The following is a 22,967-nucleotide window of genomic DNA, read 5'->3' as shown; positions in this document are numbered from 1 at the left end:
TCAGTACGTCGGAGCCGCCGGGAGTCCGAAGAACTCCTCGAGTGTCGTGAAGCCGCCCTCGTGGTAGGCCTTCGCCAGCTCAGGACCGATGTACCGCAGGTGCCAGGCCTCGGGTTCGTAGCCGGTGACATCGATGCGCCCCACGTCGTACCGGGTGATGTAGCCGTACTCCCACGCGTGGTCGCGCACCCACGCGCCCTGACTCGATGCGGCGACGTCGTCGAGCGTCCCGCAGGAACGGTCGCACGGCACGATGTCGACCGCCAGCCCCGACTGGTGCTCGCTGAACCCGGCACGCGCGCTCTCGCGATCGGCCTCTTCCACCCCGCTGACCGACACGCGGTCCGCGTACGTCGACTGCTGGTTCTCGTAGGAGCGGAAGGCGCTGAGATACCCGATCTCACCGGCCCCGGCATCCGCCGCTCCGCGCACGAGCGCCGTCAGAGCGTCCGCCGCGGTCCGGCGCAGACCCGACTCCTTGAGCGCCCGCACATCGTCGGGCATCACGATGTCGCCGGGCCGGTAGTCGGCGGGATCGAACGGACGCTTCTTGTTCACCACGACCCATTCGCGGTTCGGGTCCGACAACGAGATGCACGGGGCGATGCCGGATGCCACGGCGGCCCGGAACGCCGCCGCCCCGCCGATCGCGGCGATCGTCGCGGTGTCGTCGCCCGTCGCGAGGACGGAGGTGAACGACGGGTCGTCGCAGGGGCTCTTCGGCGCCGGCGCCTCGGCGAGCACCGGGACCGGCAGTCCCTCGGCCGGCACCGGCGGCGGCCCGACCCTCGCCGCCGCCTCCGGAGCAGCCAGCGGCGTCGAGGCGCCCCCCGCTGTTGCGATGCCGACGGCGAGCGCTCCCGCGACGACGACCGTCAGTCCCAACGCGAGCGCCGCGAGCCGCCGACGGACCCGACGAGGGCGGGACGCCCAGTGCACCGGGCCGCGGCGCGGACTCGCCGCATCCTCCCGCCGAAGACGTCGTGTCGGCGACGGTTCGGTCGGAGGCACCACGGCGACCGCCGCCGTCGCCCGTCGCTCCGCTTCGGCGCGCGCGGCGCGGCGAGGCGAGAGCTCGGGATCGAAGGACGTCACTCGATCCATTCTGACTCGGTCGTCCGCCTCGGTCGAGGGGGCGCTCGGCGTCCGACGACATCCGCGGTTGCCTCTCCCCACCCGTGCGGGCAGGCTGGGGAGCGTTGTGACCGAACCGGGGGGCATCCATGATCGACGACGAGGACCGCGACATCCTGCGCACCGCGCACCGCTACCTGGAGCACGTGCACCGGCTGGCCGCCGAGGACGCCGCGCATCGCCAGAGCGAGCTCGCCGAGGTCATCTCGGCCCACCTGGGCGTGGATGCCACGACGGTTCCGGTCACGACCGAGTCGCTCCCCCTGCATCGCTACGTCGACGCGGACATCGCGCTCGACGAGCTGAGCGCGCTCGGCGAGGGCCGGGTGATCGGTGTCACGGGCGGCGACCAGCGATGGCACCTCTCGGCATCCGATCTCCTGTCCGCTTCCTACGCCCGCTTCGCGCCCGGCCCCATCTCGTACGAGACGCGCGCGGTCGGGCCCGGGGCGGAGCGGCGCGTCGTCGCGTTCGGGGTGCGCCTGTTCACGTTCGACGGTCATCCCCTCGCCGTCGTGCAGCGATCCAGCGCGAGGAACGTCATGCCTCCGACCGCGCAGCTCGAGCTCTTCGGAGCGGACCCGGATGCCACGGGTGCCGCCCTCGACGAGATCCGTCGCCTCATGGTCGAGCGGAGCGTCCTCCGCGGCCACGTGCTGTCGTTCGTGCCGACCGAATACGGGTCGGAGGCGGGGGCGACATTCCTCGCACGCCCGACCGTCGACGCCGAGGAGGTCGTGCTCGGCGACGGCGTGCTGCAGAGGATCGTCGATCACGTCGTGGGAATCGGCGACCATCGCGACGCGCTCCGCGCCGCCGGTCAGCATCTCAAGCGGGGCGTCCTCCTCTACGGGCCGCCCGGCACGGGCAAGACCCTGACGGTACGCCACCTGCTGTCGCGCACCGCGGGCACCACGGCCGTGGTGCTGACCGGGTCGAGCGTGCGCTTCGTCACGGCTGCCGCGGAGATCGCGCGCACGTTCGCCCCCGCGCTGGTCGTGCTCGAAGACATCGACCTCGTCGCCGCCGATCGCGCCTACTCCCCACAGCCGGTCCTGTTCGACGTCCTCGACGCCCTCGACGGCTTGGAGCCGGATGCCGACATCGCCTTCGTCATGACCACGAACCACGTGCAGATCCTCGAGGAGGCCCTGGCCGCCCGCCCCGGCCGCGTCGACCTCGGCGTCGAGATCCCCCTCCCGGACGTCGCCGCGCGGCGGCGCCTGTTCCAGCACTACGGCAGCAGCCTCCGCTTCTCCCCCGAAGCCCTCGACGCCGCAGCCGAGCGAGCAGAAGGCACGACCGGCTCGTTCGCGAAGGAGGTGATGCGTCGTGCGGTCCTGCGTGCGGCGCTCCGCGGCGACGACGCTCCGACCGACGACGATCTGGCCGCGTCCCTCGAGGACCTCCTGTCGTCGGGGGAGGCGCTGACCCGTATGCTGCTGGGCGCGAAGGAGTCTTTTTCTTCTATGTGAAGATGAACGAGCTTGCCATTTCTTCGAACACATGTTCCCATGGTGCGATGAGATGGCAGGGACAGAAGCTCGGCGTCGACGACACGGCCGCGCTTCCCGGCATGGAACGGATGGACGGCCTGGTCCGGTCGGTGACGACACCCGAGTTCGCCGGCATGACGTTCCATGAAGTACTCGCCAAGACCGCGCTCAACCGCGTCCCCGGCGCCTCCGCCATGCCCTTCGACTGGACCGTGAACCCCTACCGGGGATGCAGTCATTCGTGCGCCTACTGCCTCTCTCCGGAAACGCTCATCATGATGGCGGACGGAAGGCACAAGCCTCTCGCCGAGGTGAAGGTCGGCGACGAGATCGTCGGGACCGAGCGACACGGCGCGTACCGCCGATTCAGGCGCACGGTCGTCGAAGCGAAGTGGCCGACGCGAAAGCGAGCCTTCCGGGTGGCGCTGGCAGACGGCACGGAGATCATCGCGAGCGCGGACCATCGATTCCTCACCGAGCGAGGGTGGAAGTTCGTCCGCGGCGCGATGCAGGGAGCGGAGCAGCGCCCCTACCTGACCCCGTCGAACCGCCTTCAGGGGTTCGGGCTCGGTGCCCCTCTGACGGACGCCATGGAAAGCGAAGACCGCAAGCAGGGGTACCTCACAGGCATGGTCCGTGGCGATGGCATGATCTTCCACCGCACTTACGACGACGGGCAGCGGGTTCGCGACATCCACAGATTCCGTCTCGCGCTCGCGGACAGGGAGCCGTTGGCGCTGACACGCACGTATCTCGAGGACCGTGACATCCGAACCGATCAGCGCCCCTTCGCCGTGCCGGTGGGCAATCGGCCGATGACGGCAATCCATACCGCCCGAGCTGCCGATATCGCGCGCCTCGAGGAGCACATCGCCGTCCCGAAGCACAGGTCGTCCGAATGGTACGCGGGGTTTCTCGGCGGCATTTTCGACGCGGAGGGATCCTGCTCGCGCGGCATCCTTCGAATCTCGAACGCGAACAGGGAGTTGCTCGACCTCATCGAAGAAGGCTTCGCCCACTTCGGGTTCGACGCGGTGCGCGAGACCAGACCGAACACCGACGTCTGCGCGGTGCGCCTCCGAGGCGGCCTGGCTGCGCGTCAGCGGTTCTTCCGCATCGCGCGTCCCGCGCTGACACGCAAGCTCGACATCGTCGGAACGGCCGTCAAGACCAGTGCCGACCTCCGCGTCGTCGCGGTGGACGATCTGGGTTACGAGATCGACATGGTCGACATCACCACCGGCACGGGCGACTTCATCGCGAACGGCGTCATCAGTCACAACTGCTTCGCTCGCAAGACGCACGAGTACCTCGACCTCGACTCGGGAGCCGACTTCGATTCGCAGATCGTGGTGAAGGTCAACGTCGCCGACGTGCTGCGCGGCGAACTGCGCCGGGGGTCATGGGCGAGGGAGCCCGTGATGCTCGGCACCAACACCGATCCGTACCAACGGGCCGAGGGCCGCTACCGGCTGATGCCCGACATCATCGGCGCCCTCGCCGAGAACCGCACGCCGTTCTCGATCCTCACCAAGGGCACGCTGCTGCGCCGTGACCTGCCGATACTGACGGACGCCGCGAAAGAGGTGCGGGTCACGCTGGCGATGTCGATCGCGGTCTTCGACGACGCGATGCAGCGCTCGCTCGAACCCGGCACGCCCAGCGCGGAGGCCCGGCTCGACACCGTCCGCGCCGCCACCGAGGCGGGGTTCCGGGTGACCGTCTTCCTCATGCCGATCCTCCCGCACCTCACCGACTCGGTCGCCGCGCTCGACCACGCCCTCGGGAGGATCCGGGCCGCCGGCGCCGCACGGGTGGTCTACGGCGCGCTGCACCTTCGACCCGGCGCCAAGGAGTGGTTTCTGCAGTGGCTCGAACGCGAGCATCCCGAGCTCGTGTCGTCGTACCGCGGCCTCTACCCCGGGGTGTCGACCCAGGCGCCCCAGGCGTACCGGCGCTGGCTGGGCAAACGCGTGCAGCCGCTGCTGCGGATGCACCGCCTCGACGGGTGGGACGAGGACGACCACCCGCGCGGCAGACCGCAGCCCGGGCTCGCGGCCCGCACCACCACGACACCGCGGCTCGGACCGGTGCGGACGACCGCGTCCGCGGCATCCGCTCGCCCCTCTGTCGCTCCGGCGAGCGAACCCACCCTGTTCTGAGAACGCGAGAGGCCCGCCCGCACACGGCGGACGGGGCTCTCGGGTCGAGGCTCAGGACGTGACGTCGGAGAGCTGACGACCCGCCAGCTCCTCGATGACGTCGTCACCGAGCTGCGTCTCCTCGAACGGCGCCTCGATCTCGGCGCGGTCCAGCAGCTCGGTCATGCGGCGGCGGCGCTGACGCGTGATGAGCGTCACCACCGTGCCCCGACGACCGGCGCGACCGGTGCGGCCCGAGCGGTGCAGGTACGTCTTGTACTCGTCGGGGGCGTCCGCCTGGATGACCAGATCGATGTCGTCGACATGGATGCCACGCGCGGCGACGTCGGTGGCGACGAGGACGTTCACGCGACCCGAGGTGAGCTTCTCGAGGTTGCGGGTGCGCTTCTGCTGGTTGAGGTCACCGTGCAGCGCGACCGCGGCGATACCGGCCTCATCGAACTGTTCGGCGAGCATCTCGGCGTACGCGCGAGTGCGGGCGAAGACGAGCGTCTTCCCCTCGCGGTCGACGAGCGAATCGAGGATCTGCGCCTTGTCGCGGTGCTCGATGACGAGGACGCGGTGCTCGATCGTGCTCGAGTCCTGGTCTTCGCCGGCGACCTCGTACACGGCCGGCTCGACGAGGAACTCGTCGACAAGGGCCGCGACCTCACGGTCGAGCGTGGCCGAGAAGAGGAGCTTCTGGCTGCCCTCTGCGGTCGCGCGGAGGATGCGCTGCACCGGCTCGAGGAAACCGAGCTCGCACATGTGGTCGGCCTCGTCGAGGACTGCGACCTGCACCTCGGACAGATCGAGCTTGCCCTGGTTGAGCAGGTCTTCGATACGGCCCGGCGTGCCGATGACGATGTCGACGCCCTTCTTCAGCGCGCCCACCTGGCGCGCCTGCGGCACACCGCCGTAGACCTGCGTGGTGAAGAGGCCGACGCTGCGGGCGATGACCTGAACGGTGCGATCGATCTGAAGGGCCAGCTCGCGCGTCGGCGCCAGGATGAGCGCCTTCGGGGCGCGGCCGAACTCACGGCGCTTTCCCGCCTGCGCGCGCAGGATGCTCTCGACGAGCGGGGCGCCGAAGGCGATGGTCTTGCCCGAGCCGGTGCGGCCGCGGGCGAGGACGTCGCGGCCCTCGAGGATGGGGGCGACGGTGGCGGCCTGGATCGGGAACGGGCTGGCGGCGCCCAGACCGGCGAGGGCGCGGACGATGTTGTCGCCCAGCCCCAGGTCGGCGAAGCCCGCGCCGGTCACGGTCGCGGCGTCCACGGCCTCGGCCTGGAGACGCTCGTGCACGACGTCGACGCGCTGCTCGTGCTCGGCCGAGCGCTTCGGAGTGGCGTTCCAATCGCTCCGGCTCGGACCGTCGGTGCGACGCGGACGGTCACTGCGCTCGAACGGACGCGCGGGGCGCTCGTCACGGGCGGGACGGTCACTGCGGTCGAACGAACGCGCGGGACGGTCCTCGAACGAACGGCGGGGACGGTCGTCACGGTCGAACGACCGCGCGGGCCGGTCGTTCCGGTCGAACGAACGAGCCGGGCGGTCGTCACGGGCCGGCCGGTCGTCACGACGGTGGAAGGACCGCGCGGGGCGGTCGTCGAACGAACGCGCGGGGCGGTCCGAACGGTCGAACGAACGGGCCGGACGGTCGTTCCGGTCGAACGAACGAGCGGGACGATCGTCACGCGCCGGACGGTCGTCACGACGGTCGAAGGACCGCGCGGGGCGGTCGTTCCGGTCGAACGAACGAGCCGGACGGTCATCACGCGCCGGACGGTCGTCACGACGGTCGAAGGACCGCGCGGGGCGGTCGTCGAACGAACGCGCGGGGCGGTCCGAACGGTCGAACGAACGAGCAGGACGATCGTTCCGGTCGAACGACCGAGCGGGACGATCGTCGCGCGCCGGACGGTCCGAACGATCGAACGAACGCGCAGGGCGGTCGTTCCGATCGAACGAACGCGCGGGCCGGTCGTTCCGATCGAACGAACGCGCGGGACGCTCGTCGCCACGGGCCTGGTTCTGGATGCCACGGGCTTCGTCGCGACCCACGCGGTCCTGCGCCGTCCACCGGCGCTTGGCGGGGGCGGCCTCGGCCTCGGGGGCGCGGTAGCCGCGGTGGGAGGGGCTCTTGCTGCCGGGCTTGGCGGGCGCCTCGGTGCCGGGGCGGCGCTTGCGGTCCTGGAACGAGGTCTTGGCGCCGTAGCGGGGCTCGAAGTTCTTCGCGGCGCGACCGCCGGCGGGCTTCTTGTTCTTGGGCATGGGTGACTTCCTGGGTTCTGTTCGCGCGAAACAGCGACACCGCGCGTGGCGGTGCGATTACCCGGACTGTCGTCGGCCGGGGGCCATTCACTGGAGATGGTCGAGGCCGCGATCGCGTCCTGTCCATCGGCCCCTGAGACTCACAAACCCATCCGCATACGATGCGGTGTCTAGAGCCGACCTGACAACGTTACAGGTGGCGCCTGGGAATGGCATCCATGTCCCGTCGTGCCGACGCTCCGACAACAGGATGTCGTCCCGGAACAGGGCGTCCTGGGCCCTCGGCATCCTGTTTCCGACCGATCTCCTGTTCCCGACGACGCCTCCGCGGTGACCGAAGATGGAACCATGGCAGAAACCGACGCCCACCCCATCACGGTGGCGATCGAGCGGCGCATCGACCCGACGCGCATCGCCGAAGCGACCTCCTGGATGCAGGCCGGCACCGACCTCGCGACCGCCTTCCCGGGCTTCCTCGGCTCGGGGTGGGTGCGCGCGGGCGAAGACAGCGACCTCTGGTACATGCTGTACCGCTTCCGCGACATCACGACGCTCGAAGGGTGGGAGACCTCGTCGCAGCGGCAGTGGTGGCTCGACTCGGGCCGCCCGTTCGCGCGGGAGGAGCGCGTCGAGCGCCGGACGGGCATCGAGGGATGGTTCGACGCTCCGTTCGGCTCGGTCCTGGATGCCGTGGATGCCACGACCTCGCCCGTGCAGCAGCCGGTGCCCGCCGCTCCCCCGCGGTGGAAGCAGGCCGTCACCATCTGGGTCGGCTTCTTCCCCACGAACCTGCTGGCCAGCTGGCTGCTCGGTTTCGTCCCGGGCTTCGCCGAGATCCCGCTGCCGCTGCGTGTGCTGTGCACGACGGTGCTGCTGACGCCGGTGATGACGTACGCGGTGCTTCCGTGGGTGACGCGACTCCTGCGACCCTGGTTGCAACGCCCGCCCCGTCCTCGAAAGGCCGCCCCATGACCGCTGACCCCACCGGCCACCGCTTCCACCTCCGCGGCCCCCGCTCCTCCGCCGAGATCGCGCAGGTGGGCGCGGCGCTGCGCGCCCTCACCGTCGACGGCGTCGACCTCGTTCCGCGCTACGCCGACGACGTCCCGACGCCGGCGGCATCCGGGGTCGTCCTGGTCCCGTGGCCCAATCGCATCCGCGACGGCAAGTACGCCTTCGGCGGCGTGGAGCGGCAGCTCGCGATCAGCGAGCCGGCGTTCGGCAACGCCAGCCACGGTCTCCTCCGCTTCGGTTCCTACACCGCCGCCGAGCAGACCGACGAACGCGTCGTGCTCACCGCCGACGTCGTACCGCAGACGGGCTACCCTTCCACCTGCGCACGCGCGTCACCTACACCCTCCTTCCCGACGGCCTGCACGTGGAGCACCACATCGAGAACGTCGGTGCCGACACCGCTCCGGTGGCGCTCGGCGTCCATCCGTACCTGCAGATCGGCGGGGTCCCCACCGAAGAGCTCGTCGTGCGATCGACGGGGACGACGACACTCGTCCTGGACGACCGGAAGCTCCCGATCGACGAGGTTCCGGTCGACGAGGCCACCGACCTCCGCGCGGGTCGCCGCCTCGGCGATGTGACCCTCGACAACGCTTATCGCGGCCTCGAACGGGATGCCGAGGGGCGGGCACGCCACACCCTCACGGCACCCGACGGGCGCGCGGTGGAACTCTGGCAGGACGCGGGCTTCGCGTGGGTGCAGGTCTTCACCACCGACCGCTACCCGGGGAACGCTCTGGCAGTCGCGATCGAACCGATGACCGCACCGTCGAATTCTTTCGCGTCCGGAGTGGACCTCGTGTCCCTCCCGCCGCGCGGAGAAATGCGTCGCGAATGGGGCGTTTCTTACCGCGAATGAGGCTCTTGTCCCCCAAATGGGGGACAACGAATTTCGCATACGATCTGGGGAATTGGCAGGCAAGACCTTTCCTATGAGGCCGCGGGGAAAGTTACCATTCCCTTGACGGATTCCGTCGCCGCCGGGGAGACCGAGGACCATCGTTCCCTCGGTGGAATACCCGAATGAGCCGACGGGGGCTGGGGGTCTCGCGGTGTGGGGGGACACCCGATCCGTCCACGACGAAAGTGCCCGACATGAGCATCGCGGTCCGTCCCACCCCTTCTGCCACGATCCCCGTCTGGGCGCGGCGCCTGACCCGTCGATTCGACGAGATCCCCACCATGCATCTCGCCGGGCTCGTGCTCGTCGTTCTCGTCGGCGGCATCCTGGCGTCGATCCTCACCACGAGCGACCCGCTCTGGTGGCAGCTGCACTTCAGCCAGCTCGGCACGTTCCACGACCTCTCGGCCGCCTTCTTCAACACGACCCTCAAGGTCGGCGGATCACTGGTCGTCGTCTACGCCGTCCGCGTCCGACGGGATCTCCGCCGGCTCGGCCGACGCGCGGGGCGCCGCGGGGCGCCGACGGCCGCGGCGTTCTTCCTCACCGTGATCGGTGTGAATCTCGCCCTCGTCGGATGCGTCCCGCTCAACACCGACAAGGACCTGCACGACAAGGTCGCCGGGATGATGGTCCTCGGTTTCGCGGCGCTCCTGCTCACCTCGCCGTTCCTGCTGCACCGACTCCCGAAGCGCCTCGTGATCTCGACGTCCGTGGTGTTCGTGTTCCTGTTCGCCGGCGCCTGGCTGTTCGTGACGGCGACGATCAACCTCGCCCTGTTCGAGGTCATCGCCTTCAGCGCCATGTTCGCGTGGTCGGGCGTGTTCACCCACTGCCTCAGCGGAGTCGCGGCGCGCAGCGCCGTCACGCCCGCCGACGAGACGGCCGCCGCCGCCGCACCGCGACCCCTGCCGACGCGCACCGACGTGGCCGTGGCGACTCTCGCGTCGCGGCCGTCGCGTCGCACGCGCACGGCGCTCACCGGTACCGGTCGGGCGCGTCCGAGCCTCGCGCGACGCCGTCCGGCGATCGTCAGTGGCCCTCGCGCAGCTGTCGCCGGCTCAGCGGGTGCTCGCCCGTCGTGGGCTCCGCCACGCCGGCGTTCGGCGTCGATGTCGCCGCGCGGCGCGCGACCCGCCGCTCCCGCGCTCCCTCGACGAGGTTGTACAGCGTCGGCAGCACGAGCAGCGTCAGGAACGTCGACGACACGAGTCCGCCGATCACCACGACGGCCAGCGGCTGCGAGATGAAGCCCCCGTGTCCGGTGATGCCCAACGCCATCGGCACGAGCGCGAAGATCGCCGCGAGCGCGGTCATCAGGATCGGACGCAGTCGGCGTGAGCCGCCCACGACGGTGGCCTCGAAGACGCTGAGTCCGCGCGCGCGATACTGATTCACCAGGTCGATCAGGACGATGGCGTTCGTGACGACGATGCCGACGAGCATCAGGGCGCCGATCATGCCGGCCACTCCGAGCGGAACGCCCGTGATCGCCAGCATGAGGATCGCGCCCGTGGCGGCGAAGGGCACGGACACGAGCAGCTCGAGCGGCTGACGCAGCGACTTGAAGGTCGCGACCATGACGACGTAGACGATGAGGATCGCCGCCAGCAGCGCGAGACCGAGCTGCCCGAAGGCGTCCTGCTGGTTGGTCACGACACCGCCGAGCTTCGCGGTGGCGCCGTCGGGGAGCGACACGTCCGCCAGGGCGTCGCGCACGCTCGCCGAGGAGCTGCTGAGGTTGTCGGTCGTCGGGGTGACGGTCACCGTGGCCGTGCGCAGGCCCCGCGACGTGGTGATGGTCGGAGGCGTCTGGCTCGTCTCGACCGTCGCGATCTCGTCGAGTCGCACGGCACCGCGCGCGGTGGGGATCTCGAGCGCCTTGAGCGTGTCGATCGTGGTGGGCGGGTCGTCCGAGGCGATGTACACGCTGAGCCCGCGCCCGTCGATCTCGACGGTGCCCGCCTGGCGCGGCTGCATCGCACCCGAGACGAGCGCCCCCACGGTGCGCTCCGAGAGTCCGCGCTCGGCGGCGGCATCCCGGTCCACGCGGACGGAGACGAACGGCAACGAGGCCGACAGGCTGCTGGACACCTGCCCGATGCCGTCGCGCCCCTGGAGCCCCGCGACCACCGCGTCGGTGGCCTGCTGGAGACCGTCGGCGTCGGCGGCGGTCACGTCGACGGTGATGTCGGTCGAGCCGAAGCCGCTGCCCTGGGCGCTGACCTCGATGTCGCCCGCGTCGGCGATGTCGGACACGGCGGTGCGGACACGCTCACGGAGGTCGACCTGGTCGACCCCGGCCTCCGACGTGATCGAGTAGGTGATGCCCGATCCGCCGCCGGAGAACGCGTCGCGCAGCGCGGAGCCGCTGGACCCGATGGAGGTCTGCACGGTCTCGACGCCGGGGATGTCGCGCAGCACGGCCTCCACCTTCTGAGCGGCGGCGTCCTCGGCGGTGAGGCTCGGCGCCGAACCGATCTTCTGGGTCACCGTGAACGTGTTCTGCCCCGAGTCGCCCAGGAAGTCGGTCTTGAGGAGGGGGACGGATGCCACGGTGCCGGCGAGCACGAGGACCGCGAGCCCGAGTGTGACCCAGGAGTGCCGGAGGGTCCAGCTGAGGATCGGGACGTACGCCTTCTGCAGACGCGAGGGCGGCGCCGTCGGCGACTCGGGATCGACCGGGTTGCCCTCGGCATCCCGGATCACCTTCCCCGGCTTGAGGAACCACGAGGCGAGCACGGGCACGATCGTCAAGGACACCAGGAGCGACGCGGTCATCGCGATCGTCACGGTGAGCGCGAACGGACGGAACAGTTCGCCGGTCACGTCGCCGACGAACGCGATGGGGAGGAAGACGGCGACGGAGGTGATCGTGGACGCCGTGATGGCGGCCGCGACCTCGCGCACGGCGCGGATGATCGTGGGGATCTTCTCGGCGTCGCCGACGTAGTGCCGCTTGATGTTCTCGATGACGACGATGGAGTCGTCGACGACGCGCCCGATCGCGATCGTGAGGGCGCCGAGGGTGAGGACGTTGAGCGAATAGCCGAACGCCTGGAGCCCGACGAAGGTCACGAGGACGCTGGTGGGGATCGAGATGGCCGTGACGAGCGTCGAGCGCACCGACATCAGGAAGATGAGGATGATGATGACGGCGAAGACGAGTCCGAGCAGGCCCTCCTGCGCGAGCGCCTCGATCGACTGCTCCACGAACGGAGCCTGATCGAAGACGACCGTGAAGGTGGCGCCGTTGAGGGAGGATTCGAGGTCGGGGATCGCCGCCAGCACGGCCTTCGAGACGTCGACGGTGTTGGCGGCCGGGAGCTTCGTGACCGCGATCGTGAGCGCGGGCTCGCCGTTGACCCGCGACAGGGTCGTGACCGGGTCGGACTGCTGCGCGACGGTGGCGACGTCGCCGATCGTCGTCTGCCCGGCGGCCGCCTGGGCGGCGTCGGTGGGGACGAGCGGGAGCGCGGTGATCTCGTCGACGCTGGTGAGCTTCGCGCCGGTCTGGACCGTCAGGGTCTGGTCGCCCTCGCTCACGGATCCGCCGGGGAACAGCACTCCGTTCGCCTCGAGTGCGTCGTTGATCGCCTGCTGGCTGAACCCGCGTTCGCCCAGGCGCGTCGGGTCGGGCGTGATCGTGACGCGCTGGCCGGTGCCGCCGACCACCTGCGCGGCGTTCACGCCCTTCACGTCCTCGAGCGCCGGCACCACGACCGATTCCAGCGTCGACTGGATGGTCTGCGCGTCGGAGTAGCCGGTGACGGCGAGTTGGATGACGGGGAAGTCGTCGATGCTCGCGGATGCCACGGTCGTGTCGGCCGAGTCGGGCAGCTGGTCCTTGATCCGGGCGATCGCCGCGAGGATCTTCTGCTGCGCGGCGGCCAGATCGGTGCCGTAGGTGAAGGATGCCGAGACGATCGAGGAGTTGGTCGTGCTCGTGGCCGTCGTGGATTCCAGGCCCTCGACGCCGCGGATCGCGCCTTCGATCGGCGTCGACACGTCGGCCTCGACGACCTCGGGCGAAGCACCCGGGTAGGTCGTGACGACCGCGAGCTGCGGGAACTCGATCGAGGGGATCAGCTCCTGCTTGAGGTTCGTCAGCGCGAGCCCGCCGAACACCGCGGCGACGATCGTGATGAGCGCGATGAGCGCTCTGTTGCGGAGGCTCAGGACGGCCAGATACGACACGCGGGGCCTTTCGGGTCGACCGACTCGATACAGGACTGTATCGAGGGCCAGTATCCCACGGCATCCGGCCGCCGAAGCCCGCTCAGAGGGCGTGACCGAGGGCGAGACCCAGCGCGGCGGCGAGGACCGATCCGGCGAAGGAGGCGACCGCGTACGACGTGGCCGCGCGCGTGCGCCCCTCCTCCGCGAGGAGCGCCGTGGTCACCGCCACCGCGCTGAACGTCGTGTATCCGCCCAGGAATCCGGTGCCGACGATCCATCGCCACGCCTCGTCCACCACGAGCGGGGTGACGAGACCGAGCGCGAACGCTCCCGTGAGGTTCACCACCAGGATCCCCCAGGGGAACCGATCGCCGGTCCGGCGGCGCACGACGACATCGAGGACGAAGCGGGCGGCCGCACCGAGCCCACCGGCCACGACCACCGCCAGGAAGACCAGGGGCGTCACGCCCTCAATCTACGCGCTCCGGCCGCGTGCCGACCCGGCCTCAGGCCTCGAGCGCCTCGACACGACGGCGCAGCTCCGCGGCCGTGTCGGCCCCGAGCTGCGCCGCCGCGAGCTGCAGGGCGGCGCTCGCCGTGAGCGTCCGCGCGACGAGGTAGGTCGGACTCTTCTTCAGGTCGGGGATGACATCGAGGATGATCGCCTCGGCCTCCGGGTCGGTCATCAGTTTTCCGAGCTTGACCTTGGCGAGGTCGTAGCGTGCGGCCATTTCTCCTCCTGAGCGGGACGTCGTCGTCCCGCGGTAATTCTTGCACAAATGTACCGTTACTTCACCACGGCAACCGGGTCGCGTGAGAACGCACCGACGCGGCGGTACGCCTCCCGCGCCTCGGGGGTCCAGAACGCGCCGACGTAGACGTGGAAGCCGGCCGAGGCGGTCTGCAGACGCACCGGCGCCCCCGCCGCCCGCGCGCGGTCCGCGAAGGCCACGACGTCGTCGAAGAAGATGTCGTGCGCGCCCTGGAAGATCAGCGTCGGGGGAAGGTCGGAGACCTCGCCGGCCGCCGGGTTCACGGCGGCGTCCGTCAGGGTACGGCCCGCGGCCCACGCGTCCGCCCCGGCCCGCAGCCCCGCGGCACGCAGCGAAGGGTCACGACGCGCTCGACGGACGATCGCGGGGTTCTCCAGCGCGAGGTCGACCCACGGCGAGAACAGCACGAGCCCGTCCGGCCGCCGCCGCTCGCCGATGGCGCGGCCCGCGAGCCCGAGCGCCACGGTCCCGCCCGCCGAGTCCCCCGCCACGATCAGCCGCGACAGGCCCGGACGGGCCGCGAGACGGTCGTACTCGGCATCCACGAACGCGCTCGTCCGGGAGACGTCGCTCTCGGGTGCGAGGGGGTAGTTCACCACCGTGATCGCGGCGCCGGTCGCCCGCGCGAGCCGTTCGACGATCCACCAGTGCTCGGGCACCGCGGGGTTCACCAGCCCCCCGCCGGGCAGATACATCACCTCGAGACCGGGCGCGCGGGTCGCCGGTTCGTAGCGGATGACCGGCAGACCCTGGCGGACGGTCGTGATCACGCGCCCCGTCCGCCGAAGCCGCGCGGGCGGCGCAGCCGGGGACCGATCGGGGTCGAGGGTCTCGAGGTAGTCGGGGCGCGCCAGGTCACGACGGATGCCCGCCGAGCTGACCCACATCGCGGCCCGGGTCACCGCCATGAGGAACGACACGCCGGTCAGCCCCCGTGGGCCGCGGCGTCGTCGGCGAGCGCGTTCGTCGTCACGAGCCGCACGACAGCGGGGAGCCCCGCCGCGATCGACCGCCCGACGAGCGCCCCGAACACCCGCGCGAGCGGACCGGTGATCTCCACACCGTGGGTCACCGAGAGACCGCGCGGCGTCGGCGTCATCCGGTGCGGGAACGACAGCGTCGCCCCCGGCAACCCGATCCGGAAGTTCATCGCGACCCCCGGCTGGATGTCCGTGAAGGTGATCCTCTGCGGCGGCGTGCCGTGGTTGACCACCCGACCGACCGTGCCGACGCGGACGGGCACGGGGAACGTCGCCGCCTTCAGGTCGGGGTCGTCGACCGCCCAGTCCTCGGGCGTGGTCCAGCGCTTCCACACCGCGTCGGCGGACGCGGTGGTGAGGTGGGTGTAGGTGCGGCGCCAGGTCATGGGGTGACTCCCGTCGTCGTGTGGTCGGGCGAAGCGGTGCGGAGCAGGGTGCGGGCCTGGAGGGCGGCGCGTTCGCCGGCACGCACCGCGCCGTCCATGAAGCCGGTCCAGCGGTCGGCGGTCTCGGTCCCGGCCCAGAGGATCCGGCCCACGGGGGCGGCGAGCGCACCCGCGTACGGCACGACGACGCCGGGGCCCGGGGCGGCGGTCGGGCCGCCCCCGACCCACGTCTCGGCGCCCCAGCGCTGGTCGATGTAGCCCACGGCATCCAAGGCCTTCGGTCCGAACAGATCGGCGAACGACGACAGCACACGCGCGCGCCGTTCCGGTTCGGGCAGATCATCCCATTCGCGGGCGTACACGCCGCCGACGAACCCGAGCAGCACGCCCGGACCACCCGCGTCGGGCGGGCTCGCGTCGAAGGTGATGAACACCGGCCCGGTGTCGGAGAGTCCCTGCCCCGACAGCTGCCGATCCCGCCAGAACGGCCTCTCGTACACGGCGTAGGCCTTCGACAGGATGCCGGCGGGCCACCGCTGCGCCAGCTGCGCGTGCCGCGGGGGCAGGGCGGGGGCGAAGGCGATGCGGTCCCGGAGCGCCGGCGGCACGGCGACGATGACGGACCCCGCGGTGACCGTCTCGTCGGCGGTGCTCACGAGCACCCGGTCGCCCCGGACCTCGATCCGTCGGACCGGGGCGCCGAGGCGGACGGCATCCCCCAGCTCGCCCGCGATGCGGACGGCGATCGCGTGGGACCCCTCGACGAAGTGCTCCTCCTGCGCGCCGCCCTCCGTGTCGAGCATCGAGGAGAGTCCCCCGGCCTGGTGGATGTAGTGCAGCGCGTGCAGGAGCGAGATCTCGTCGGGCTCGCAGCCCCACGTGGTGCGCGCGGCGATCGCGATGAGGTCGCGCGATGCCGAGGTCGCGTGCGAGCGCCGCAGCCACGAGCCGAGGCTCTCGGCGTCGAGCTGAGCGGCCTGCGGCGCGGAGGCCGGGGCTCCCGGCGGGATCGTGCGGGCGAGGCGGTCGATCATGAGCTGGATGCGGCCGACGTCGACGATCCCCGCGCCGATGGAGGGGACGGTTCCGCGATAGCGCTTGTGCTGCCCGCGCCAGCGGATGACGTTCTCGCCCGCGCCGTACGTGACGTAGCGCGACACCCCCATCTCCTCGGCGAGCGCGAGGATGCGGTCCTGCCCCGGCCCGACGAACGTCCCGCCGAGGTCGACGTGGACGCCGTCGACCGACGCCGACGCGACGCGCCCTCCCACGCGGGCCGAGGCCTCGAACACGGCGACCGTCAGGCCGTACTGCCGCAGCCGACGTGCGGCGGCGAGACCGGACAGTCCGGCGCCGACGACGACGACGTCGACGTCGGTCGCGTCCGGTGGAGTCACGGGGGCGGTCATAGGCTTACTCCGTTCCTGGTGCGATGCCGACCGTGCGGGGCGGCGAGGAGGACTCTGTGAGCGAGACGGGGAATCGGTCGATGCGCGCGCGGGGCCGAGCGCGCCGCGAGCTGCTGTTGGACGCGACCCTGGCGATCATCGCCGAGCGCGGTATCGCCGGGGTGACGCACCGCTCCGTCGCCGCCGCCGCGGGCGTCCCCCACTCGTCGACGACGTACTTCTTCGACTCGCTCGACGACATGATCGGCGAGGCCGTCGCACACGCCATGGACGCCGAACTCGAGCGCCTGCAGCAGTTCCGGACACTGCTGGAGAGCGGGGCGAGCGGCCCGGGTGCGGCGATCGACGAGTTCGTCGAGATCGTCCGTCAGCAGTCGGAGGACTACACGGTCGCCCAGTTCGAGATCTACCTGTTCGCCTCGCGGCATCCGGCTCTGCGCGTTCACGTAGAGCGCATCCTCGACGAGACGCGGGCCCTGGCCGCGGGCGTGCTGCGCACCAACGGCGTGACCGATCCGCACGCCGCGTCCGCGGTCGTCGCCCTGATCGACGGCTTCGCCCTGCATCGCATCGCCCGTTCCGAAGAAGTCCAGTACCAGTCGTTGGCGCACGCGCTGCGCGCGGCCCTGGTCGGTTTCGTGACGCTCGCCGCGACGTCCTCTCTCGGCGACGCGAGCAACCCGACCAAATAATTGGCACAAATGTACAGGTATGAGTGTGCGCCGCGGCATCTTCGCGGCGGAATTCACATTCTCGACACAGAAACCTGTACTCCTGTGCAATAAAGTGACCCGATAGTCGAACGCAGCGTCGCGCTCGACAGAAGGGTTCGCTCGATGATCCATCCACGCCCCCAGGACCACCTGCTCCGCATCGGGGCACGTGCGCTCGGGTCCCTGCCGCCGCGACTCCTGCGCGCGGCGAACGGCCCGGCGGTCGTCATCGACGGCAACGTGCTGCACCCGGCCGTGCAGACCTCGCTGAAGGTGATGAACTCCTCCCCCGGCGCCCACTTCGAGGACCTGCCGCTCGACGAGGCCCGGGCACACATCGAGCTCGAGGCATGGACCTTCGCCAGTTCCACCCGCCTCGCCGAGCGCCGCGAGATCACGATCCCCACGCGGGAGGGAAGCGTCCCGGGCCGGGTGTACCGCTCCCGCACCGACCGCACGGCATCCGGTGTCCTGGTCTACTTCCACGGCGGGGGCTGGGTACTGGGATCTCTCGACAGCGGGGATGCCGCGTGCCGCACGCTCGCGAAGACCACCGGGATGACGGTCGTCTCGATCGACTACCGTCTGGCGCCCGAGGACCCGTTCCCCGCCGCCCTGCACGACAGCGTCGACGCATTCCGCTGGGTCCGGGACCACGCGGCCGAGCTCGGGGGAACCCCCGATGCCGTGGGCGTCGGCGGCGAGAGCGCGGGCGGCAACCTCGCGGCCCTCGTCGCGATCGTGGCGCGGGACGATCCCGACGGGGCGCCGGCCTTCCAGATCCTGTTCTGCCCGGTCACCGACCTGTCCCGGAAGGCCCGGTCGTACGAGTTGTTCCGCGACGGGTTCTTCCTCACGGAGGCGCAGATGGACTGGTACGCCGCGCACTACCTCCGCGGCGGGGGCAGCGCCGACGACCCCCTCGTGTCGCCGCTCCTCACCGACGACCTCGCCGGGGTGGCCCCCGCGTACGTCGCCGTGTCCGGCTTCGACGTCCTCCGCGACGAGGGCGTCGCGTACGCCCACCGGCTGGAGGACGCCGGGGTGCCCACCTCGCTCGTCGTCCACACGGGCCAGATCCACGGGTTCTTCAATGCGTGCGGCGCCCTGCGGGACGCCCGCGAGGCCGTGGCGGATGCCGGCGCCTGGGCCGTCCGCACCGTCGCCTCCCGAGTGGGGAACCGCGCGTGACCGCCGAGCCCCGCCCGCACGAGCTCAGCGCGTACGCCGAGCCGACACGGCCGGTCCGCGCCGGTTGGATCGCCGCCTTCGCCGGGGTGTGGCTGGGCCTGTGGATGGCGCAGCTCGTCCCCGTGCAGGTGCTCCTGCCGCTGCAGATCGCCGACCAGCACCGCAGCGAGGACTGGCTGGCCTCGCTCGTGGCGTACGGCGTCGTCAGTGCCGTGGCCGGCACGGTCGTGGTGGTGGCCTACCCGATCGTCGGCGCACTGAGCGACCGCACGCGCTCCCGGTTCGGGCGTCGACGCCCCTGGATCCTCGCCGGTGTGCTGTGCGTGGGGGTCGGCCTGAGCCTCCTCGGCATCCAGACCGAGACGATCGGCACCGTGGCGATGTGGACGCTCACGATGCTGGGGTTCTGCATGGCCTCCGCCGCGCTCACCGCCGTGATGGCCGACCGCGTGCCCGCCGGGCAGCGCGGACTCGTGTCCGGCTGGATCTCGGCCCCCAACGCGCTCGGCATCCTGCTCGGGATGGTGCTCGTCACGGCCGTGTTCACGACCACCGCCTCCGGCTACCTCGCCCTCGCCGTGTGCGCGGTGGTGCTCGCCGTCCCGTTCCTGCTCCGACTGCGCGACATCCCGCTCACGCCCGCCGAGGCCGCGCTGCTCGGCCCCCTCACGATCGGTGCGGTGCTGTCGTCGATCTGGGTCGACCCGCGACGTCACCCCGACTTCGCGTGGACGGTCGCCAGCCGCGTGCTGATCAACCTCAGCAACGCCATCGCGACGACGATGCTGCTGTACTTCTTCACGTTCGCGCTGCACCTGCCCGACCCGACCGAGTTCCTCGTCTTCACGACGGTGATCTACATGGTGGTCACGATCGTGGCCTCCATCGGTTTCGGGAAGCTCAGCGACGTGCTTGGACGGCGGCGGGTGTTCGTCCTGGCCTCGGGGGCGGCGCAGGCCGTCGCCGCGCTGCTCCTCGCCGTGGCACCGGCGGAGTCGACCGCGATCGTCGGCGCGGTGCTGCTCGGGCTCGGTCAGGGCTGCTTCTTCGCGGTGGATCAGGCCCTCGCCACGCAGGTGCTGCCCTCCGCGGAGACGCGCGGCAAGGACGTCGGCATCATGAACATCGCCCTCGCCGGCCCGCAGGCGTTCGGTCCGCTGCTCGGCGCCGGAGCGGTCGTGCTGTTCGGCGGCTTCGCGGGCCTGTTCCTCGCGAGCGGCGCCATCGGCCTCCTCGGCGCCGCGACGGTGATGCGGGTGCGCTCGGTCCGGTGAGCGCGCGACTCAGCCGTACAGCGCCCGGATGATCCGCTCCACGATCCGGTCGACGCCGGGCGTCCGCCGCATCGTCGTGAGGGTCAGCAACGGGAACCGTTGCCGCGTGATCGCCCGGGCGTAGGCGAACTCCCGGAGCCCGTCGGCACCGTGGATCCGCCCGAAACCGGAGTCGCCCACGCCCCCGAACGGCAGCGCCGGGACGGCGGCGAAGGCGATGACGGAGTTGATCGCGACCATCCCCCCGCGCAGTCGCGCAGCCAGTTCGCGCCCGCGGCGACGCGAGAACACCGAGCCGGACAGCCCGTAGCGCACCGCGTTGGCCCGGTCGACGGCCTCCTCCATGGATGCCACGCGGTTCACGACGAGGGTCGGCCCGAACGTCTCTTCGCGGACCGCGGTCGACTCCTCGCCGACGCCGACGAGCAGCACCGGCTGCAGCGTGGAGCCGCCGCCCGGGGCCGTGCCGACGCGGAGCGTCCCCCCGTGGGCGAGCGCATCGGCGACGTGCGCGCGGACGACGTCCCCCTGCCGCGGCATCGTCATCGGCCCGAGCCGCGCGGCGTCATCGACCCCGGCGCGCAACTCCGCCGTCCGTTCCGCGACCTTCTCGACGAAGCGGTCGTAGACGCGCGTGTGCGCGTAGACGCGCTCGATGCCGATGCACGTCTGCCCCGCGTTCGAGTACGCGCCCCAGACGGCCGCCTCGGCCGCGGCATCCAGGTCGGCGTCCTCATCGACGAGGAGCGCGTCCTTGCCGCCGGCTTCGATCACGACCGGTGTGAGCGACTCGGCGCACGCGGCCATCACGGCTTTGCCGGTCGCCGTGGATCCGGTGAACGCGACCTTGTCGACGCCCGCGCGGCACAGGGCCGCCCCGGTGGCGCCGAGCCCGGTGACCACCTCGAAGACCCCGGCGGGACCTCCCGCGCGGACGAACGAGTCCCGCAACCACGTGCCCACCGCGGGCGTGTACTCACTGGGCTTGAACACCACGGCGTTCCCCGCCGCCAGTGCGTAGGCGAGCGACCCCATCGGGGTGAACACGGGGTAGTTCCACGGGCCGATCACCCCGATGACGCCGTACGGCACGTACCCGAGGCTCGCGGACTGGTTGAGCATGAGCGGCCCGGGGAACACCGCCCGCCAGCGCAGCACCCGCCGCGCATGGGACGCCGCCCACGCCAGATGGTCGAGCGCGAGCATGATCTCGAGCCGGGCGTCGCCGGCGGGCTTCCCGGTCTCGGCGCGCACGACGGCGATGAGGTCGTCGAGGTGCGCCACGATGTCACGGCGCCACGCCGCGAGCGCGCGGCGGCGTCCGGCGAATCCGAGCGACCGCCAGTCGCGCGCGGCACGGCGGGCGCGGGCGACAGACGTGGCCACGTCATCGGCGTCGTGGACGGGGAACGTGCGGACGACGGTCCCGTCGAGCGGGCTGAGCGAGTCGAACGTCGCGGTGGTCATGGCATCCATCTCACACCGTCCGCTTCTGGCCGTAGGCGGTCGCGACGGCGGTGGCCACCACGTCGGCCTGCTGCGCGGGGCTGAGCTCGGCGGGGTCGCCGGCCGCGCGCGCTCGCAGGTAGATGTCGCACGCCCACTCGAGCAGCGTGGTGTTCGAGACGGCGTCGGCCAGGTCGCGGCCGGTCGTGACGGCGCCGTGGTGGGCGAGGATCGCCGCGTTCGCACTCGCCAGCGCGTCGCCGGTGGTCTCGGCCAACTCCGCCGAACCGAAGACGGCGAAGGGGACGACCTCGATCTCGCCGCCCAGGGTCAGCTGTTGGTAGTGGATGCAGGGGAGGCGGTCGGACACGAGCGACACCGCGATGGCCCCGGGGGCGTGCGTGTGGACGACGGCTCCCACGGCCTCGTCGGCGTACGCCGCGAGGTGCAGCCCGAGCTCGGAGCTCGGTGCGAGCGAGCCGGCCACGACCCGCCCGTCGCCATCGACCACGGACACGTCGTCGGCGGTCGCCTCGGCGAACACGACGCCGGTCGCGGTGATCGCGACCCCGCCGTCGACCCGCGCGCTGACGTTGCCCGCGGTCCCCTTCACCAGCCCGTCCGCGGCGAGGGCGCGGCAGGCGTCGGCGATCGCGGCGCGGATCGCGTCGGCATCCGTCATCGGGCCGCCTGCCCCAGAACCGCGTCGATGGATGCCGCGTCGTAGGTGCCGTGGTCGGTGCCCACACCCGCCACCACCTGTGCCGCCACGGCCGAACCGAACCGCGCGGCCTCGCCCGAGGTCTGGCCGCGCAGCTTCGCGAAGACGAAGCCGGCCGAGAACGCGTCGCCGCCGCCGCTGGTGTCCACGGGTTCGGCGGGGACGATCGGGATCTCGTGCAGCTCCGCCCCCTCCACGACGACGATGTCGTCGCCGCCGTTGGTGATCGCGACGACTCCGGCGCCGGCTTCCGCCATCGCCCGGGCGGCCGCGTGCAGGTCGGCGGCGCCGGTCCAGCCCAGGGCCTGTTCGGCGTTCGGCAGCACGTAGTCGGTGTACGGCAGCAGCGGTTCGATCAGAGCGTAGAAGGCCTGCTCCCCGCCGATGAGGAAGTCGAGCGACGTCGTCGCGCCGTTCGCGCGCGCGTGGTCGAGGATCTCGATGACGTTCTCGGGCCCGAGGAGCTCGGGCGCACCGACGTGTACGTGGTCGGCGGCGGTCAGCTCGTCCCAGGGCACGACGTCGGCGGCGAGCGCGTTGGCCCCGACGACGTGCAGCGCGGGTCGCGACCCGTCGGAGCGGATGGGAAGGACGGATGCCGAGGTGGGCAGGTCGTCGGTGCGCAGGTGGGTGACATCGATCCCGGCATCACGCAGCAGGCCGCGGAGGACCCGTCCCGCGACGTCGTCGCCGACGGCGCCGCTCGTGATCACGCGAGCGCCGAGCTTGGCGAGGACGAGGGCGGTCCCGCCGGCGGGGCCGGCGGCGGACATCACGATCTCGTCCACGAGCAGGGAGCCCTGCCCCGGAGGGATCTCGTCCACGGGCTGGACGATCGTGTCGAGCACGTGTGCTCCGAGCGTGACGATTCGGGGGGCGGCGGTCATCGTTGAGCCTCCGGGTCGAGGACGTGAAGCGGCGCGCCTCACTTAATG

The 22,967-nt window shown here is 71.3% G+C and carries 17 protein-coding genes and 2 pseudogenes; 8 read left to right on the top strand and 11 right to left on the bottom strand.

Annotated features, from left to right (window positions below; translation table 11 throughout):
* Positions 1-1,095 (bottom strand): M15 family metallopeptidase, encoded by a 1,095-nt coding sequence (locus tag BGO45_RS15830; RefSeq protein WP_292696047.1) that lies wholly within the window; start codon positions 1,093-1,095, stop codon positions 1-3.
* A 128-nt stretch (positions 1,096-1,223) separates the two neighbouring features.
* Between BGO45_RS15830 and BGO45_RS15825 the strand changes: the two genes are divergently transcribed.
* Together BGO45_RS15825 and BGO45_RS15820 are read left to right on the top strand one after the other, a co-directional pair.
* Positions 1,224-2,609: an AAA family ATPase gene (locus tag BGO45_RS15825; RefSeq protein WP_292696045.1), complete on the top strand. Its 1,386-nt coding sequence runs from the start codon at positions 1,224-1,226 to the stop codon at positions 2,607-2,609.
* Positions 2,610-2,656: 47 nt separating this feature from the next.
* Positions 2,657-4,792 carry an intein-containing Rv2578c family radical SAM protein gene (locus BGO45_RS15820; protein ID WP_292696043.1) on the top strand — a complete coding sequence of 712 codons (2,136 nt, stop codon included), beginning with the start codon at positions 2,657-2,659 and terminating at the stop codon, positions 4,790-4,792.
* Positions 4,793-4,843: 51 nt separating this feature from the next.
* Here the strand turns inward: BGO45_RS15820 and BGO45_RS15815 are convergent, their stop codons facing one another.
* A complete protein-coding gene (locus tag BGO45_RS15815) occupies positions 4,844-7,045 on the bottom strand; it encodes a DEAD/DEAH box helicase (RefSeq protein WP_292696040.1) in 2,202 nt (733 codons plus the stop codon).
* A 348-nt stretch (positions 7,046-7,393) separates the two neighbouring features.
* On the opposite strand from BGO45_RS15815, the gene BGO45_RS15810 reads away from it, so the two are divergent.
* The 3 genes and pseudogenes from BGO45_RS15810 to BGO45_RS15795 all read left to right on the top strand — a co-directional run.
* Positions 7,394-8,017 (top strand): antibiotic biosynthesis monooxygenase, encoded by a 624-nt coding sequence (locus BGO45_RS15810; RefSeq protein ID WP_076492118.1) that lies wholly within the window; start codon positions 7,394-7,396, stop codon positions 8,015-8,017.
* Positions 8,014-8,918: pseudogene (locus BGO45_RS16870) on the top strand (aldose 1-epimerase family protein). The gene BGO45_RS15810 and the pseudogene BGO45_RS16870 overlap by 4 nt, the downstream one beginning before the upstream one ends.
* Before the next feature lie 164 nt (positions 8,919-9,082).
* Positions 9,083-9,775, top strand: a pseudogene (locus BGO45_RS15795) (DUF998 domain-containing protein); the annotation flags it as partial.
* Positions 9,776-9,992: 217 nt separating this feature from the next.
* Here BGO45_RS15795 and BGO45_RS15790 read toward each other — a convergent pair.
* The 6 genes from BGO45_RS15790 to BGO45_RS15765 form a co-directional block, all read right to left on the bottom strand.
* Positions 9,993-13,157: an efflux RND transporter permease subunit gene (locus BGO45_RS15790; protein WP_292696037.1), complete on the bottom strand. Its 3,165-nt coding sequence runs from the start codon at positions 13,155-13,157 to the stop codon at positions 9,993-9,995.
* Between the two features lie 82 nt (positions 13,158-13,239).
* Positions 13,240-13,605: a fluoride efflux transporter CrcB gene (crcB, locus tag BGO45_RS15785; protein WP_292696034.1), complete on the bottom strand. Its 366-nt coding sequence runs from the start codon at positions 13,603-13,605 to the stop codon at positions 13,240-13,242.
* Between the two features lie 40 nt (positions 13,606-13,645).
* Positions 13,646-13,870 carry a hypothetical protein gene (locus BGO45_RS15780; protein ID WP_076492128.1) on the bottom strand — a complete coding sequence of 75 codons (225 nt, stop codon included), beginning with the start codon at positions 13,868-13,870 and terminating at the stop codon, positions 13,646-13,648.
* A gap of 56 nt (positions 13,871-13,926) precedes the next feature.
* Complete coding sequence (locus BGO45_RS15775; RefSeq protein WP_292696031.1) at positions 13,927-14,832, bottom strand: alpha/beta hydrolase fold domain-containing protein; 906 nt, start codon at positions 14,830-14,832, stop codon at positions 13,927-13,929.
* Between the two features lie 5 nt (positions 14,833-14,837).
* A complete protein-coding gene (locus tag BGO45_RS15770; protein WP_292696029.1) occupies positions 14,838-15,278 on the bottom strand; it encodes a hypothetical protein in 441 nt (146 codons plus the stop codon).
* Positions 15,275-16,687: a flavin monoamine oxidase family protein gene (locus BGO45_RS15765; RefSeq protein WP_292696026.1), complete on the bottom strand. Its 1,413-nt coding sequence runs from the start codon at positions 16,685-16,687 to the stop codon at positions 15,275-15,277. The genes BGO45_RS15770 and BGO45_RS15765 overlap by 4 nt, the downstream gene beginning before the upstream one ends.
* A 56-nt stretch (positions 16,688-16,743) precedes the next feature.
* Between BGO45_RS15765 and BGO45_RS15760 the strand changes: the two genes are divergently transcribed.
* The 3 genes from BGO45_RS15760 to BGO45_RS15750 all read left to right on the top strand — a co-directional run bounded on the left by BGO45_RS15760 (position 16,744) and on the right by BGO45_RS15750 (position 19,865).
* Positions 16,744-17,379, top strand: a complete 636-nt coding sequence (locus tag BGO45_RS15760) for a TetR/AcrR family transcriptional regulator (protein WP_292696023.1) — start codon at positions 16,744-16,746, stop codon at positions 17,377-17,379.
* A gap of 144 nt (positions 17,380-17,523) precedes the next feature.
* Complete coding sequence (locus BGO45_RS15755) at positions 17,524-18,591, top strand: alpha/beta hydrolase (protein WP_292696020.1); 1,068 nt, start codon at positions 17,524-17,526, stop codon at positions 18,589-18,591.
* Positions 18,588-19,865, top strand: a complete 1,278-nt coding sequence (locus tag BGO45_RS15750; protein ID WP_292696017.1) for an MFS transporter — start codon at positions 18,588-18,590, stop codon at positions 19,863-19,865. Before BGO45_RS15755 ends, BGO45_RS15750 begins: the two co-directional genes overlap by 4 nt.
* Positions 19,866-19,874: 9 nt before the next feature.
* On the opposite strand, the gene BGO45_RS15745 is transcribed toward BGO45_RS15750, so the two are convergent.
* Genes BGO45_RS15745 through BGO45_RS15735 form a run of 3 tightly spaced genes read right to left on the bottom strand, consistent with a single transcriptional unit; the run spans position 19,875 to position 22,919 of the window.
* Positions 19,875-21,341, bottom strand: coding sequence for an aldehyde dehydrogenase family protein (locus BGO45_RS15745; protein ID WP_292696015.1), 1,467 nt, complete (start codon positions 21,339-21,341; stop codon positions 19,875-19,877).
* Position 21,342: 1 nt separating this feature from the next.
* Positions 21,343-21,993 carry a class II aldolase/adducin family protein gene (locus BGO45_RS15740; RefSeq protein ID WP_292696012.1) on the bottom strand — a complete coding sequence of 217 codons (651 nt, stop codon included), beginning with the start codon at positions 21,991-21,993 and terminating at the stop codon, positions 21,343-21,345.
* Entirely contained in the window at positions 21,990-22,919 is a 930-nt protein-coding gene (locus tag BGO45_RS15735; RefSeq protein WP_292696010.1) for a carbohydrate kinase family protein, read from the bottom strand. The genes BGO45_RS15740 and BGO45_RS15735 overlap by 4 nt, the downstream gene beginning before the upstream one ends.
* Between the last annotated feature and the right edge of the window lie 48 nt (positions 22,920-22,967).

The organism is Microbacterium sp. 71-36 (assembly GCF_001898305.1).
Classification (GTDB): Bacteria; Actinomycetota; Actinomycetes; order Actinomycetales; family Microbacteriaceae; genus Microbacterium.
This window is presented reverse-complemented; position numbering and strand designations above follow the sequence as displayed.

Bases quoted from the DNA above. Each gene is read 5' to 3' on its own strand.
- BGO45_RS15820 (WP_292696043.1), top strand. From the start codon at position 2,657: ATGAGATGGCAGGGACAGAAGCTCGGCGTCGACGACACGGCCGCGCTT.
- BGO45_RS15765 (WP_292696026.1), bottom strand. From the start codon at position 16,687: ATGACCGCCCCCGTGACTCCACCGGACGCGACCGACGTCGACGTCGTC.
- BGO45_RS15770 (WP_292696029.1), bottom strand. From the start codon at position 15,278: ATGACCTGGCGCCGCACCTACACCCACCTCACCACCGCGTCCGCCGAC.
- BGO45_RS15810 (WP_076492118.1), top strand. From the start codon at position 7,394: ATGGCAGAAACCGACGCCCACCCCATCACGGTGGCGATCGAGCGGCGC.
- BGO45_RS15780 (WP_076492128.1), bottom strand. From the start codon at position 13,870: ATGGCCGCACGCTACGACCTCGCCAAGGTCAAGCTCGGAAAACTGATG.
- BGO45_RS15740 (WP_292696012.1), bottom strand. From the start codon at position 21,993: ATGACGGATGCCGACGCGATCCGCGCCGCGATCGCCGACGCCTGCCGC.
- BGO45_RS15825 (WP_292696045.1), top strand. From the start codon at position 1,224: ATGATCGACGACGAGGACCGCGACATCCTGCGCACCGCGCACCGCTAC.
- BGO45_RS15755 (WP_292696020.1), top strand. From the start codon at position 17,524: ATGATCCATCCACGCCCCCAGGACCACCTGCTCCGCATCGGGGCACGT.
- BGO45_RS15815 (WP_292696040.1), bottom strand. From the start codon at position 7,045: ATGCCCAAGAACAAGAAGCCCGCCGGCGGTCGCGCCGCGAAGAACTTC.
- BGO45_RS15745 (WP_292696015.1), bottom strand. From the start codon at position 21,341: ATGGATGCCATGACCACCGCGACGTTCGACTCGCTCAGCCCGCTCGAC.
- BGO45_RS15735 (WP_292696010.1), bottom strand. From the start codon at position 22,919: ATGACCGCCGCCCCCCGAATCGTCACGCTCGGAGCACACGTGCTCGAC.